The following is a 14,112-nucleotide window of genomic DNA, read 5'->3' as shown; positions in this document are numbered from 1 at the left end:
AGAAAATCAGCTGACTTACTGTTATTTTGCACGAAAATTAAGCAAAGTCCTCTGCTTCCTCTCATATGTATTGAATAGGAGAGGAGTGAGATGCGTGAGGGACCAGCTTCAGGAGCTGTTAAAAAAAAGAGTGCAGCAGTGCGTTTCCCATTCAAGAAGTTCAATTCATACCTGCCCTAAGATTGAAAAGAAGAAAGAATCTCTTTCCGACCGGTCCGGTGAGATTGTTAAAGCCCAGGCAACCGGAAAAGTGATCACGGTTGGCAGGGAAAAGGATGATGTGAAGCAGGTTGAATACAGAGTTCATTTTAAATATTTAATTAAGCAAAAAGGTGTATTCTATATGGAAGAAGAAATTGAAGAGCGCACAGCCGACTTTTATAAAGGAGTGTTTGTCGAGGATCGGGAGAAAAACCCTTTTAAAGAAATTCAAAAAGATGAAGCGTCTCCAGACCGTGAATATAGAGAGGATGAAAGGCTTGAGTATGAGTATGACCGCATGAAGGCAGTGCAGTATGCAGAAAAATGGTGGAACAGCTATAATCCGGCATATAAAAAATTTGAAGTGGATTGCACGAATTATATTTCCCAGTGTCTTCATGTAGGCGGCGGTCCGATGAGAGGGTTTCCTAACCGCGGAAAAGGATGGTGGATGAGAAGCGGGGATTGGAGCTACAGCTGGACAGTAGCGAATTCATTGCGGTGGTATCTGCCGAGTTCGAATTCGGGGTTAAGGGCGGAGGAAGTATCCAGTCCGGATCAGCTCTTAATTGGAGATGTTATTTGCTATGATTTTCAGGGAGACGGGCGATTTGACCATACAACAATCGTGACGGGAAAAGATGCCTCCGGAATGCCCCTGGTCAATGCCCATACTTATAACAGCCGAATGCGCTATTGGGCTTATGAAGATTCAACAGCCTATACACCCAATATTAAATATAAATTTTTGACTATAGCGGATGACCAGTAATTTGTATGGTGATTTCAAAGTGATATAATAACACATGCAGATTTAATTTAGAGGTGAAAAAAGTGGGATTGCATGTAGTATTATATCAGCCGGAAATTCCGGCCAACACTGGTAATATAGCACGTACTTGCGCGGCTACTGATACGACATTGCATCTGATCCGGCCGCTCGGCTTCTCGACGGAAGATAAAATGCTGAAGCGTGCAGGCTTGGATTATTGGCAATTTGTTAATATTGTTTATCATGAATCATTGGACGATTTCTTTAATAGCAGTGAAGGCGGTGAATATTTCTACTTAACGAAGTATGGCGTCAGGCCGTATGACGCTTTCGATTACAGCAATGTGGGGAAGGATTATTATTTTATTTTCGGCAAAGAAACGACGGGCCTTCCGAAGGATGTTATTGAAAGCAGCAAAGAGCGCGCATTAAGGGTTCCAATGAACGATAAAGTCCGTTCGCTTAACTTATCCAACACTGCAGCCATTCTTGTTTATGAAGCACTGCGGCAGCAGGATTACTTGCATTTAAAATAGGAAACAGAAGGCCTGATATTTTTTCGGGCCTTTTCCTTTGGAGAAAACTTTCCTTTCTGGGTAAAATGAAAAAGTACATATGGAAAGGATGAGATGTGATGAATGAAGTTACCAATTTGCTGATAGACCATCGCTCGGTGCGCCACTTTGAGGACAAGCCTCTTTCCAGCGAGCAGATAGAAACGATTGTACTTTCTGCTCAAGCCGCGTCCACCTCAAGTTTTGTTCAAGCGTATTCAATAATCGGTCTTACCGATAAAGTGAAGAAAGCGAAACTTGCTGAATTTGCAGGCAATCAGAATTATGTAGCAGAAAATGGCCATTTTTTCGTATTTTGTGCTGATTTGCATCGTCATGAAGTCATGGGACAAATGGAAAATATCAATGTAATTCCTTCCATTGAAAGCACAGAGAAATTTATGGTGGCTGTCATTGATGCAGCATTGGCTGCCCAGAATGCTGCGGTTGCTGCTGAATCGCTGGGATTGGGAATCTGCTATATTGGCGGAATAAGAAACAATCTGGAAGGAGTAGCTGAGCTTTTAAAAACACCGGATCGTGTGATTCCTTTGTTTGGACTGGCTGTTGGCTATCCTTCCAAAAAGAACGATAAAAAGCCGAGGCTGCCTCTTCAGCACATATACCATGAAAATGAATATAAGCAGGATGAAACTGCCTACCGCAAAGAGCTGGAAGTGTATAATAACATCATTTCCGAGTACTATGATGAGCGTACGGGCGGAAAGCGGAATGACACGTGGACTGGTCAAATCGCCGGCATGCTCGAAAAGCAGACAAGAATGTATATGAAGGATTTTGTACAGAAGAAAAAGATGGATTTAAGGTAGGGGTATATTAAGACACCAAGAGTCTGTGCTTCAAATAAGAAAAAAGCTGCTGAAGTGATCAGCAGCTTATTTTTTGCTTACGCCTGGCTTGTCATCATAACCAGCAGTGAAAATAGCAGCAAGGAAAGCAACCATTACACCGATAATAATAATTGTACCCATGTATATGTAATCCTCCTTTAGCGGTATCTCAATAGGCAAGCATGTAAATATAAGCTTATTATAGCCCAAAAATGAATAACTGTGAATGAAAAGTATGGAGTTTTTTTTACAGTCAGATTGCGCAGCAAAGTGTTCCTTATAATTTATCCCCGTAAAAAGTACAAACCAAACTCTCAATAGTTTACGCATGTTCGATTGCCGGGGCGCATAGAGTATATTAATCGTCTCTGATAATGCGACAGGGGGAGGTCCTTATGGATATTCTAAAAAAAATTGAGATGTACAGACACGAGGAAGAAAAGCTTAAATGGGAAGGGACTTTTGGAGAGTATTTAGAGATTATTAAAGAGAAGCCATGGGTTGCCCAGTCAGCACATTCACGGGTATATAATATGATTAAAGATGCCGGTGTCGAAGAAGTGAAGGGGCAAAAACGATATCAATTTTTCAGCAATCAGCTCTTTGGCTTAGAAGAAGCATTGGAAAGGCTGGTAGAAGAGTATTTTCATCCTGCTGCCAAACGCCTCGATGTCCGCAAAAGGATTCTTTTATTAATGGGGCCGGTCAGCGGCGGTAAATCAACATTAGTGACAATGCTAAAGAGAGGTTTAGAGCAATATTCTCACGCTGATAGGGGAGCGGTCTATGCTATTAAGGGCTGCCCAATGCATGAAGATCCGCTTCATTTAATCCCGCATCACCTCCGCAAGGACTTTTATGATGAATATGGAATAAGAATTGAAGGAAACCTATCGCCATTGAATAGTATGCGTCTCGAACAGGAGTATGGAGGCCGGATAGAAGATGTTCTAATTGAAAGAACCATTTTCTCAGAAGACCGCAGGGTGGGGATTGGAACTTTCAGCCCATCAGATCCAAAATCACAGGATATTGCCGATCTGACTGGAAGCATTGACTTTTCAACCATTGCTGAATATGGTTCAGAATCAGATCCTCGTGCCTATCGTTTCGATGGGGAACTAAATAAAGCAAACCGCGGTATGATGGAATTCCAGGAAATGCTGAAGTGCGACGAGAAATTTTTATGGCATTTATTGTCCCTGACTCAGGAAGGCAACTTTAAAGCTGGACGCTTCGCCTTGATTTCGGCAGATGAGCTAATTGTCGCTCACACAAATGAAACAGAGTATCGTTCATTCATTTCCAATAAAAAGAATGAAGCTCTGCATTCCAGGATTATCGTTATGCCAATCCCATATAATTTAAAGGTTTCAGAGGAAGAGAAGATTTATGATAAAATGATCCGTGAAAGCGATGTTTCCAACGTGCACATTGCACCGCATACCTTGAGGGTTGCAGCGATGTTTACGATTTTAACCCGCATGAAAGATCCGAAAAAAGGCGATATAGATTTAGTTAAGAAAATGCGTTTGTATGATGGAGAGAGCGTTGAAGGCTATAACAGAGCTGATGTAGAAGAATTGAAAAAAGAGCATTCAGATGAAGGCATGAGCGGTATTGACCCGCGCTATGTCATCAACAGGATCTCTTCTACAATCATCCGCAAAAATATCACTAGCATCAATGCGCTGGATGTATTGCGGTCGCTTAAAGAAGGATTGGATCAGCACCCATCCATTACTCCAGAACTGAAGGAAAGATACCTGAACTTTATTTCTCTTGCCCGCAAAGAGTATGATGATATTGCGAAGAAAGAAGTACAAAAGGCATTTGTTTACTCTTATGAAGAATCTGCGAAAACGCTTATGGAAAATTATCTTGATAATGTTGAAGCATACTGCAATAAAGCGAAGCTGCGCGACCCATTAACGGGTGAGGAAATCAGTCCGGATGAAAAGCTGATGCGCTCAATCGAAGAACAGATCGGCATCTCTGAGAATGCGAAGAAAGCATTCAGGGAGGAAATCCTCATCCGCATCTCAGCTTACGCAAGAAAAGGCAAGCGCTTTGACTATAATTCACATGACCGTCTGCGTGAAGCTATCCAGAAGAAGCTTTTTGCTGACCTGAAAGATGTCGTGAAGATCACAACATCTTCAAAAACGCCTGATGAGCAGCAGCTGAAGAAGGTGAATGAGGTTGTTGCAAGATTAATTGACGAACATGGCTATAACTCAACATCAGCAAACGAACTGCTCCGCTATGTGGGAAGCTTGCTGAATCGGTAAAAAGAAGGGCCTGGCAGAGTTGCTGCCAGGCTTATTTTTGCGGATGAATAAAAGAGCTGAATGAGGAGTGGTGCGAATAAGTGGAGTACAGCAGAGCGTAATAAAGAATGAGAGAGGCGTAGATAACACGGTTTGCAGCGTAAAAAATGAAACTGGGCAGCGCAAATAATTATCAAAAATGATAGATTCCAGGAAAAATACCCCAATTGAAAAAGAGGCTCCGAAAGCCTCTTTTTCAATTTTTAGCTATTTTTAGTGCAGGTTTTTTCTTTTTTTTCTGGCATTCCGGACAAATTGGCTTGTTTTCAATATAAACGGTCCGCTCATACAATGATAATTCACCACACCAGCTGCAGCAAAGGATTTCGCTCATAAAAATCCCCCCTTCAGTATAATCCTATTTTCGCTTGGTCATATTTATGCAGCAGAATCTGCCTAAAAGTTTAGATAAGCCCAATTAGGGGTATAAATACAGCAGAGGTGATATTCATGAAAAAGAAAGAATTAGATAAGGATTATACACCGAGAAACAGCTCAATGGCAGAGAATATTGAAGAAATGGAAAATCTGGGCAAGCAAATGGAAAATTTGCGGACCAATAAAGAATTAAAAGAGGATTATGATAAATATCCCGATCCCATTCAGAATAAAAACAAGGACAAGAACCTTCGCTAATCGCGGAGGTTTATTTTTGTTTAATAAGGCAAATCTCCATATTAAAAAATGGGCTTGTCCAAAAGATGATGCCAATGCCCTATTGTCAAAATTATTTGTAAATTATTTTGTCTTCTCGCATATGATAGAGTAATAAACATTTCTTTGTATTGGTGCATTAATAACAAATTTGCTGCCGGGAAATGAGTCTATGAAAAGAAGGCAGACTGCTGAATTGGGGATGTTTCATCTTTTTTTGACACTCGAGATATTGTATGTTGGAAAGCTGTAATATGTGAAATTTAATTTAAAAGGAGGGGTTAACATGACGAATGTCAATAACCATCAGTTTGTGATTTCCCAAGAAGATTGGTCCCTCCATCGCAAAGGCTATGATGACCAGCAGCGTCATCAGGATAAAGTCCAGGAAGCAATCCGCAACAATTTGCCTGATTTGATAACGGAAGAAAATATTGTTATGTCGAATGGGCGGGAAGTAGTGAAAATTCCGATTCGCTCATTGGATGAATACAAAATCCGTTATAACTATGATAAAAACAAACATGTCGGCCAAGGCGATGGAGATAGCCAGATTGGAGATGTAGTGGCACGTGACGGATCCGGCAGCCAGAAAGGACCCGGAAAGGGGCAAGGGGCAGGCGACCAGGCAGGCGAGGATTATTTTGAAGCAGAAGTATCACTGATGGAAATTGAAGAAGCTTTATTTAAACAATTGGAATTGCCTAATTTAAAAAGAAAAGAGCAGGATGAAAACCTGGTAGAGGACATTGAATTTAATGATATCAGGAAGACTGGATTAATGGGCAATATTGATAAGAAACGCACCATGATGTCGGCATTTAAGCGCAATGCAATGAGTGGAAAAGCAGCGTTCCATCCAATTTATAAGGAAGATTTGAAATTTAAGACCTGGAATGAAATTGTAAAGCCTGATTCAAAGGCTGTTGTACTTGCGATGATGGATACGAGCGGCTCGATGGGGATCTGGGAAAAGTATATGGCCAGAAGCTTTTTCTTCTGGATGACGCGGTTCCTGAGAACCAAATATGAGAAAGTCGAGATTGAATTTATTGCCCATCATACTGAAGCAAAGGTGGTCTCAGAAGAGGACTTTTTCTCAAAAGGAGAAAGCGGGGGAACCATTTGTTCATCTGCCTACCGTAAAGCACTTGAACTGATTGAAGTTAAATACGACCCGCGAAAATATAATATTTACCCTTTCCACTTCTCAGACGGTGATAACCTGACATCTGACAACGCCCGCTGTGTAAAGCTGGTGGAAGACCTGATGAAGGTGTCCAATATGTTCGGATATGGTGAAGTAAACCAGTATAACCGCCACTCGACCCTGATGTCAGCCTATAAAAATATTAAAAATGAGGATTTCCGCTATTATATTCTTAAGCAAAAAGCAGATGTATTCCATGCCATGAAGAGTTTCTTCAAACAGGAGGAGGATAAGAAGAAGTATGCTTAAGAGAGGGGAACCTCTCTTTTTTATTCCAAAAAAAAGACCCCATACGGGGGTCCTTCTGCTATTTGAGCCTTTCCTTCGTAAGTCGATCATCCCAGTTTAATTCAGCACTGGTTTTCACATCTGCAGACTTGGGTGAAACGTGGACACGATTGATTTCCTGATTATCGGCAGCACATGAGTTACCGGATTTATCTGCCAGTGTTTTGATATCTGCTTCATGGACAACTTCCCGGGCTGAAGCGCTTTCGAGGTACCCTCCTGAGTCTTCAGCAGTGATCCTCTGATTGTCCTCCTGGGAAGTGGGATAGTTCCCATAGTAGTCCGCTATTAAGACATATTTCCCATCAAATACCATGCTTGCATATTTATCCAGGTCATGTTCATCAAACCGTGTACCCTCTTTTTTATCAGGATCCATTCCAGAACTTGTGGCTGGATCTTCTCCCATAAAAAGGGCTTTCACTGAATCAAGAAAGCGCTGATTGCCGAGCTCCTGGGATCCGACTATTCGAAAGTTCACTCCATGATTGTCTGCAAAGCTTTCAAGGTTCGCTCCATCTTTTGAAACAATCACCAGGTTGTCTTTCTGATACCCGTTTGACTCTGCCCCTTCAATAGCATCTTTTAGATCTTCCTGTGTATCATACCCGCCTACTAATATATTTTTCTTCATATTTTCACTCCTAATGTCATATTATATTTTCTATTTTCCCTGAATTGCAGGCGGAGAAACTATCTTTTTCTATTGAAGGGCTGGCAGTCACCAAAGGACTGGCCTGAATCATAACATGGTACAAGCCGTATGAATTAATAAAACACAGTAAATACAGTATGATAAAGATAATAGCCGATAAATTGGAATCGCTGCTGGAGGTGGGTATATGGAGATTGAGAAACTGGCTAAAAGGTTAGGTAACAGGACCCCAGTTATTTTAGGGAGTGAGCGATTTTTGAAATTCGCTATTTTGCTTCCGCTTGTTGAGATAAATAATGAGGTACATGTCCTTTTTGAAGTGCGTTCACTTAAAATGAGAAGGCAGCCTGGGGAGGTCTGTTTCCCGGGCGGGAGGATAGATCCTGAAGATAGGGATGAAGAGCATACTGCAATCCGTGAGACTTCAGAGGAACTCGGCGTGAGTGAAGACAGCATCACAGATGTGTCCCCGCTGGATTACATGATTTCCTTCGGACAAATTATTTACCCTTATGCAGGCATTATCCATAATCCTGACCAGATCGTGCCAAACCCTGATGAAGTAGAAGAAGTTTTTACCGTGCCTCTTTCCTTTCTAAAAAAAGTAAAGCCGGAAACGTATCACGTGAATTTTAAAGTGGAGCCCGAAGAAAATTTTCCTTTTGACTTGATTGCCGGGGGGGAAAATTACAATTGGCAGACAAGGAAAGTAGAAGAAGTATTTTACTATTTTGAGGATAAGGTTATTTGGGGGCTGACTGCCAGAATTCTTAAGCATTTTCTTGAAATTATTACTGAAGATATCGATGAAAGTGAAAGAGTTTGAAGAAAATAATTTTCAAAAAAGGTTGACGCAGTCCTTATAAATGTTTATGATTCATATAAATTGAATACTTAGAAACTTCTTATCAAGAGAGGCGGAGGGACTGACCCTACGAAGCCTCGGCAACCAGCATTTATGCACGGTGCCAAATTCAGAGGAATACATTTTCCGAAGATAAGAAGGCGGAATGAACGGAATGTAAATTCAAACCCCTTCTTGTCTGTAATGGACGGAAGGGGTTTTTTGTTTTTATAGGTATCTGCACTTTAAATATTAACCAGGGGGAATGAAAATGTCAGCGATTACGATTGGGCTATTGGGGTTTGGAACAGTTGGAAAAGGAGTGTATGAAACGATCAGCAAACATCAGGGAAGGCTACAGGCGATATTCGGAAAAGAAGTGAAGGTCTCTGCCATCCTTGTCAAAAATGTGAGTAAGCATTCTTTGCCTGATGATGAGGTGCTTTTAACTGATGACTTTCAAGATATTATTGAGCTTCCTAAGCTTGATGTCGTAATTGATGCCATTGTTGGCAGGGAACCAGGCTATATGTATTTGCGCCAGGCAATATCGAGAGGATGCCATGTCATTACAGCAAATAAGGAGATGTTTGCATTCCATGGAAGTGAGCTTGCGAGGCTCGCAAAAGAAAATAATGTATCATTAGGATTTGAAGCAACAGTCGGAGGCGGAATCCCTATAATTCAGACTATCAAGCAGCTGCTGAATGCCAACAAAATTGAACGGATCGAAGGAATATTAAATGGCACATCCAATTTTATTTTGACAAGTATGCGCGAGGAGAGCCTATCATTTGAAGAAGCACTGAAAATAGCTCAGGAAAAAGGATATGCAGAAGCCGATCCAAAAAATGATATCGAAGGATATGACGCTTTTTACAAAGCGGTTGTTCTGAGCGAGCTGGTATTCGGGAAAGCACCGGCGCAGGATACATCTGTTAGAGAAGGCATTACTGACATTACAATTGAACAAATTCGTATAGCTGATTCCCTGGGACTGAAATTTAAACATGTAGCATCGATTCAGAGGGAAAAAGATGCTATCCGCTGTACTGTAAAACCGGTCCTGACAGGGGAGGCACATCCCTTGTACAGAGTAGAAGGAGTGCAAAATGCAGTTTCGATTGATGCGGATATAGTCGGGAATATCAGCCTGCAGGGTCCTGGAGCCGGCATGTTTCCGACAGCTAGCGCAATTATTGAAGATTTGATTCATGTAGGCAGAGCCGATATTCCTTCAGTCTTTGAGGAAGGCAAGTCGGAAGGGACTGTTCTTGACGAGCCAGTTTGGATCATTTGGGGTGATGCTGATAAAGGGGGATTGCCTGAGGGATGTGAAATAATCAGCAAAGTGTCAAAAGATGTCATCATCTTTAAGGCATCATTGGAAGCTGTGTCATTATTAGAAACATCAGATTTGAAGGCTTATCAGGTGATTGGAGACTATGCTCCGGCTGCAAAGGAAAATAAACAGGTACAGACGGTGTAACCTGAAAACATAATGAAAAAACAGGAGGGGCAAGCTTAAGAGCTGCCCCTCCCGAAGTATGTTTAGAGATGGTGGATGTTATCGCAGTCTAACGGGCAGTAAGCCTCCCTCTTCAAGACTCAGAGGAATCGAAAGAGGATAAGTGGGAGTCCAACTGCCCGTAGAGGCCCGACAGCAGAACAAAGACTAAAAACGCCACGTCCTGTGGCAACGTCTTTGTAACCCACGTCCTGTGGGCCTCAACTTATAATCAGTGGGGGTATAAAGCCCCCCAATGATTGAAGTTTCACTTTATGCCTGCTGGTTCTTTAACAAAGGATTATTTAATCCAGAATAAAGGTCTTTTACATGGACCGTTACAATCTTAGCGCCAATCTGGACATGGACCATATTATCAAAAACAGCTGTTACCAGGCCGTTTAATGAAACATTCGCACCAATATTGAGATCTTTGCCGGGAGTTTTAACATTTTTCTTGTCTGCCATCGTAACACCATCCCATTCCGTTTTATTGAAACTTATACATAGAATATTGCCTTTTTATAGTAAAATAAACGCTTTAATAAAAAAAGTCCAGTAATATAGCCTGTTTTTTTATCGACAAATTTTATTGCTGCCAGGTACCTGTCGAATGTTCTCTATATAAATATTAATTATTCATCTCCGAAATTAAATTCAACCGAGAAAAACCTGTGGAGGATTTGCAGAATTTCTGGGGCTATCAGAGATTGGCGCATCTCTTGCTGGCATCATTCTTGCCGGAACGGAGGTAAAAGAAAAAACAGAGGAAGTTGTACTTCCCGTCAGGAATCTGTTTCTTCCATTTTTCTTCTTGAATTTCGGGCTTTCGCTTGAGTTTAAGGAAGAAATTCCTTCTCTGGGTCTTCTGGTTATTATTGTTATCTGGTCCATCATTCACAAGCTTGCTGCAGGGTATTTTGGAGGACAATGGTATGGCCTATCGAAACAGGAAGCTCTAAAGGCGGGATTATCATTATCATCAAGGGGAGAATTCTCTGTAATTATTGCTGGATTAGCAACGGAAAACCTCTTGTTCTTGAAGAGTTTTTCCGGTCTTTTTACTTCCTGCTCCTTGAAACAAAGGGATTTTCAGCAATCCAAAATCTCCATGGATAATTTCGTGCTTCACCGGAATTATCAATTCCGATTCGTTTTCCGCGTGTGACTTTCCCAGGAGGAATTCCTTTAGCAATCATAAGAGGGGGGCTTGTAAAATGCCGGCCATAATCATCTATTGAAATATCGAGAGCTTTGGTTAATTTACCAGGCCCATTAGTGAGGTTCTTCAGATCATCCATTTTTCGTCTTTTCTTCATTAAATCAAGCCCGTCTACAGGTTCAATTCCCCTGATCAATACAGCTTCCGGCTTTTCCTTTGGACCGCTCACAACATTAACCAAACAATGGGTATGCATTACATACGTGTAGACAAATCCGGGTTCATTGAACATGATTTCGGTCCGCTTTGTTCTCCTGTTCCCAAAGCTGTGAGCTGCCCTGTCTTCAGGGCCGATATATGCTTCTGTCTCAACGATATAGCCTGAGGCGATTCCCTCTTCAGTTTCTTTGATCAATAAGCAGCCCAGCAGTGCTTCCGCCAATAGTAGTGTCGGCTGCTGAAAAAAGCCTTCTGGCAGAGGGGCATATGGTTTCATTTCTTTCATGATCAATCTCTCCAAACAGTATTTTATTAGTGTTGCAGCATCGTGTCTTATGTTTTTACCCTTTGCTATTTTTTCATAACCATACGTGCAGTATAATAGCAAAAGGAAATACTATACAGGATGTGGGCTTTGATGAATAAAAATATCGGTTTTATCGGATGTGGAAAAATGGCTCAGGCCATAATTGGAGGAATGCTCAAATCCAATCTGGTAAATCCAAGCCAGATTATTGCTTCAGCGAGAACAGAGAAGACGCTTGAGGATGTAAAAAGCAGGTGGAATATACAAATACGCCTTTCCAATATTGAAGCAGCGGAAGAAGCGGATATACTTTTTTTGGCTATTAAGCCTGATGCACATGGGGCAGTTATTGATGAAATTAAAGATAGCATTCGTTCCCATGCAATAATCATAACCATTGCGGCCGGCATCAGCCTATCCTTTCTGGAACAGTCATTTGGCCGGAAAATCAAAGCGGTTAGAACCATGCCTAATACGCCTTCATTAGTAGGAGAAGGAATGAGCGTCCTTTCCGCAAATGAATCAGTATCTCCAGGTGATATGGAAGAAGTGGCCAAAATATTCTCATGTATTGGAAGAGCAGCTGTTATGGAAGAAAAGATGATGGACGCCATTCCTGCTATCAGCGGTTCTTCTCCAGCTTATGCCTATATATTCATTGAAGCATTGGCAGATGGCGGTGTAAAAGCAGGATTGCCCCGTGACCAGTCTTATCAGCTCGCAGCCCAGGCTGTTTTGGGGGCAGCCAAGATGGTGCTGGAAACGGGTCTGCATCCAGCGGAATTAAAGGATGAGGTCTGTACTCCAGGAGGGGCAACGATTGAAGCAGTTGCCGAACTGGAGAGAAAAGGTTTCCGTGCAGCGGTGATGAGTGCAATGGATCAATGTTTTGAAAAAACAAAGGCTCTTTCAGGGAAAAATAATTAAATATGATTTATTAACCTTAAACCCGGCAGTTATACAGCTGCCGGGTTACCTAATGCTTCTGAAATTTGGGCACAAATCAAATGGGAAAACACTGAACATTTCACGGCAAAATGGAATATATAATAAGAAAATTTAAATTTTAATTCCGACTTGACTCATAGGAATACATGTATTATAGTTAGTCATTATGAAAACATCTATTGGGGAGGATTCAGTCCGATGAGTACAGGACTTTTAGTTTTAAATATTGGTATTATGCTTCTGCTTATAGGCGTATTATTCTTTATGCAAAAGAAGCATATCTCATTCTCAAAGCGTGTGTTTACAGCGCTTGGATTAGGGATTTTGTTTGGCTTCGCACTTCAGCTGATTTACGGACCGGGTGCTGAGATCATTGCCAAATCTGCAGACTGGTTCAATTTAGTAGGCGGGGGTTATGTCAAATTCCTGCAAATGATTGTAATGCCGCTTGTCTTCATTTCTATATTAGGTGCATTTACTAAGCTAAAATTAACAAATAATATTGGAAAAATCAGTGTGCTTATTCTTGGGCTGCTTGTAGGCACAACTGCAGTTGCTGCCGCTGTCGGAATTGCAACAGCTGTCGGCTTTGACTTGGAGGCAGTCCAAATCAGCGGAGGTGATGCAGAGACAGCCCGCGGGGAACAGCTTGAAGAAACCTATCAGGGCATTGAAGGGAGAACTTTCCCACAGCAGATGCTGGATCTTCTTCCGGCCAACCCATTCCTTGATTTTACAGGGGCAAGACCAACATCCACTATTTCAGTTGTTATCTTTGCAGCCTTTTTAGGAATTGCTTACCTGGGTGTCAGACGGAAATCACCAGAACAGGCTGACCTTTTTGCGAAAATTGTGGATGCCTTCTATGCAATTATCATGCGTGTTGTTACATTAATCTTACGCTTAACACCATACGGAGTTTTGGCGATTATGACGAAAACAGTGGCCATGAGCGATTTCGACTCCATTTTAAATTTAGGGAAATTTGTTATTGCTTCTTATGTGGCACTTGCCATTATGTTCCTGATTCATCTGCTGCTTTTAACATTGAGCGGTTTAAATCCAATCACATATATGAAAAAAGCATTTCCTGTATTAACATTTGCCTTTACATCTAGAACAAGTGCCGGTGCATTGCCATTGAACATTAAAACGCAAAAGTCGCTGGGTGTTCCTGAAGGAATTGCCAACTTTGCAGGGTCATTTGGACTTTCCATCGGCCAAAATGGATGTGCTGGAATTTATCCGGCAATGCTGGCGGTAATGATTGCTCCGACTGTGGGCATTAACCCGCTGTCACCAGGATTTATTTTTACCGTCATTCTAATTGTAGCGATCAGCTCCTTTGGTGTGGCAGGGGTCGGCGGCGGTGCGACGTTCGCAGCGATCCTGGTATTATCTGCCCTTGACCTGCCAGTTGCACTGGCTGGCTTGCTGATCTCAATTGAACCGCTGATAGACATGGGACGTACAGCTGTTAACGTCAGCGGATCCATGACCTCCGGTATCTTAACGAGCCGAATCACCGGTGAAATTGATGGAAATCTTTATAGCGACATGAATGAAAAAATAGAAGCAGAAGCATAAGCATAAGCATAAGCATAAGCAAA

General features: G+C 41.7%; 15 protein-coding genes and 1 riboswitch. Of the genes, 11 read left to right on the top strand and 4 right to left on the bottom strand.

Translation table 11 applies throughout. The annotated features are described in order from the left end of the window. Positions 1-94 precede the first annotated feature (94 nt). The 4 genes from QUF73_11355 to QUF73_11340 all read left to right on the top strand — a co-directional run bounded on the left by QUF73_11355 (position 95) and on the right by QUF73_11340 (position 4,669). Positions 95-973 carry an amidase domain-containing protein gene (locus tag QUF73_11355; protein MDM5226820.1) on the top strand — a complete coding sequence of 293 codons (879 nt, stop codon included), beginning with the start codon at positions 95-97 and terminating at the stop codon, positions 971-973. A 62-nt stretch (positions 974-1,035) separates the two neighbouring features. After that, a complete protein-coding gene (gene trmL / locus QUF73_11350) occupies positions 1,036-1,509 on the top strand; it encodes a tRNA (uridine(34)/cytosine(34)/5-carboxymethylaminomethyluridine(34)-2'-O)-methyltransferase TrmL (GenBank protein ID MDM5226819.1) in 474 nt (157 codons plus the stop codon). A 98-nt stretch (positions 1,510-1,607) separates the two neighbouring features. After that, on the top strand, positions 1,608-2,357 hold the full coding sequence (gene nfsA / locus QUF73_11345) for an oxygen-insensitive NADPH nitroreductase (GenBank protein ID MDM5226818.1): 750 nt from the start codon (positions 1,608-1,610) through the stop codon (positions 2,355-2,357). Positions 2,358-2,773: 416 nt separating this feature from the next. Next, the gene (locus QUF73_11340) at positions 2,774-4,669 is read left to right on the top strand and encodes a PrkA family serine protein kinase (protein ID MDM5226817.1); all 1,896 of its coding nucleotides are present in this window, start codon (positions 2,774-2,776) and stop codon (positions 4,667-4,669) included. A 235-nt stretch (positions 4,670-4,904) separates the two neighbouring features. Here the strand turns inward: QUF73_11340 and QUF73_11335 are convergent, their stop codons facing one another. Beyond that, positions 4,905-5,042, bottom strand: a complete 138-nt coding sequence (locus tag QUF73_11335) for a hypothetical protein (GenBank protein MDM5226816.1) — start codon at positions 5,040-5,042, stop codon at positions 4,905-4,907. A gap of 116 nt (positions 5,043-5,158) precedes the next feature. Between QUF73_11335 and QUF73_11330 the strand changes: the two genes are divergently transcribed. Then, positions 5,159-5,344 carry a hypothetical protein gene (locus QUF73_11330; GenBank protein ID MDM5226815.1) on the top strand — a complete coding sequence of 62 codons (186 nt, stop codon included), beginning with the start codon at positions 5,159-5,161 and terminating at the stop codon, positions 5,342-5,344. A gap of 304 nt (positions 5,345-5,648) precedes the next feature. After that, positions 5,649-6,821, top strand: coding sequence for a sporulation protein YhbH (gene yhbH, locus QUF73_11325; protein ID MDM5226814.1), 1,173 nt, complete (start codon positions 5,649-5,651; stop codon positions 6,819-6,821). A 58-nt stretch (positions 6,822-6,879) separates the two neighbouring features. Here the strand turns inward: yhbH and QUF73_11320 are convergent, their stop codons facing one another. Continuing rightward, a complete protein-coding gene (locus QUF73_11320; protein MDM5226813.1) occupies positions 6,880-7,494 on the bottom strand; it encodes a general stress protein in 615 nt (204 codons plus the stop codon). Positions 7,495-7,702: 208 nt separating this feature from the next. Here QUF73_11320 and QUF73_11315 point away from each other — a divergent pair, with 208 nt between their 5' ends. Both QUF73_11315 and QUF73_11310 read left to right on the top strand, forming a co-directional pair. Beyond that, positions 7,703-8,341: a CoA pyrophosphatase gene (locus QUF73_11315; GenBank protein ID MDM5226812.1), complete on the top strand. Its 639-nt coding sequence runs from the start codon at positions 7,703-7,705 to the stop codon at positions 8,339-8,341. Positions 8,342-8,417: 76 nt separating this feature from the next. After that, positions 8,418-8,519, top strand: a riboswitch (SAM riboswitch). Between the two features lie 111 nt (positions 8,520-8,630). Then, entirely contained in the window at positions 8,631-9,848 is a 1,218-nt protein-coding gene (locus tag QUF73_11310) for a homoserine dehydrogenase (GenBank protein ID MDM5226811.1), read from the top strand. Between the two features lie 291 nt (positions 9,849-10,139). On the opposite strand, the gene QUF73_11305 is transcribed toward QUF73_11310, so the two are convergent. Continuing rightward, a complete protein-coding gene (locus QUF73_11305) occupies positions 10,140-10,334 on the bottom strand; it encodes a hypothetical protein (protein ID MDM5226810.1) in 195 nt (64 codons plus the stop codon). A gap of 187 nt (positions 10,335-10,521) precedes the next feature. Here QUF73_11305 and QUF73_11300 point away from each other — a divergent pair, with 187 nt between their 5' ends. Further along, the gene (locus QUF73_11300; protein MDM5226809.1) at positions 10,522-11,034 is read left to right on the top strand and encodes a cation:proton antiporter; all 513 of its coding nucleotides are present in this window, start codon (positions 10,522-10,524) and stop codon (positions 11,032-11,034) included. Here QUF73_11300 and QUF73_11295 read toward each other — a convergent pair. Then, the gene (locus QUF73_11295; protein ID MDM5226808.1) at positions 10,928-11,533 is read right to left on the bottom strand and encodes a DNA-3-methyladenine glycosylase; all 606 of its coding nucleotides are present in this window, start codon (positions 11,531-11,533) and stop codon (positions 10,928-10,930) included. The genes QUF73_11300 and QUF73_11295 overlap by 107 nt on opposite strands. A 132-nt stretch (positions 11,534-11,665) precedes the next feature. Here QUF73_11295 and proC point away from each other — a divergent pair, with 132 nt between their 5' ends. Together proC and QUF73_11285 are read left to right on the top strand one after the other, a co-directional pair. Further along, the gene (proC, locus tag QUF73_11290; GenBank protein MDM5226807.1) at positions 11,666-12,481 is read left to right on the top strand and encodes a pyrroline-5-carboxylate reductase; all 816 of its coding nucleotides are present in this window, start codon (positions 11,666-11,668) and stop codon (positions 12,479-12,481) included. Positions 12,482-12,700: 219 nt separating this feature from the next. Further along, positions 12,701-14,089: an L-cystine transporter gene (locus QUF73_11285; GenBank protein ID MDM5226806.1), complete on the top strand. Its 1,389-nt coding sequence runs from the start codon at positions 12,701-12,703 to the stop codon at positions 14,087-14,089. Positions 14,090-14,112: the final 23 nt, after the last annotated feature.

This window comes from Cytobacillus sp. NJ13 (assembly GCA_030348385.1).
In the GTDB taxonomy this organism is placed as follows: Bacteria; Bacillota; Bacilli; order Bacillales; family Cytobacillaceae; genus Cytobacillus.
The sequence above is the reverse complement of the archived record's forward strand: the minus strand, read 5'-3'. Positions and strand labels throughout refer to the sequence as shown.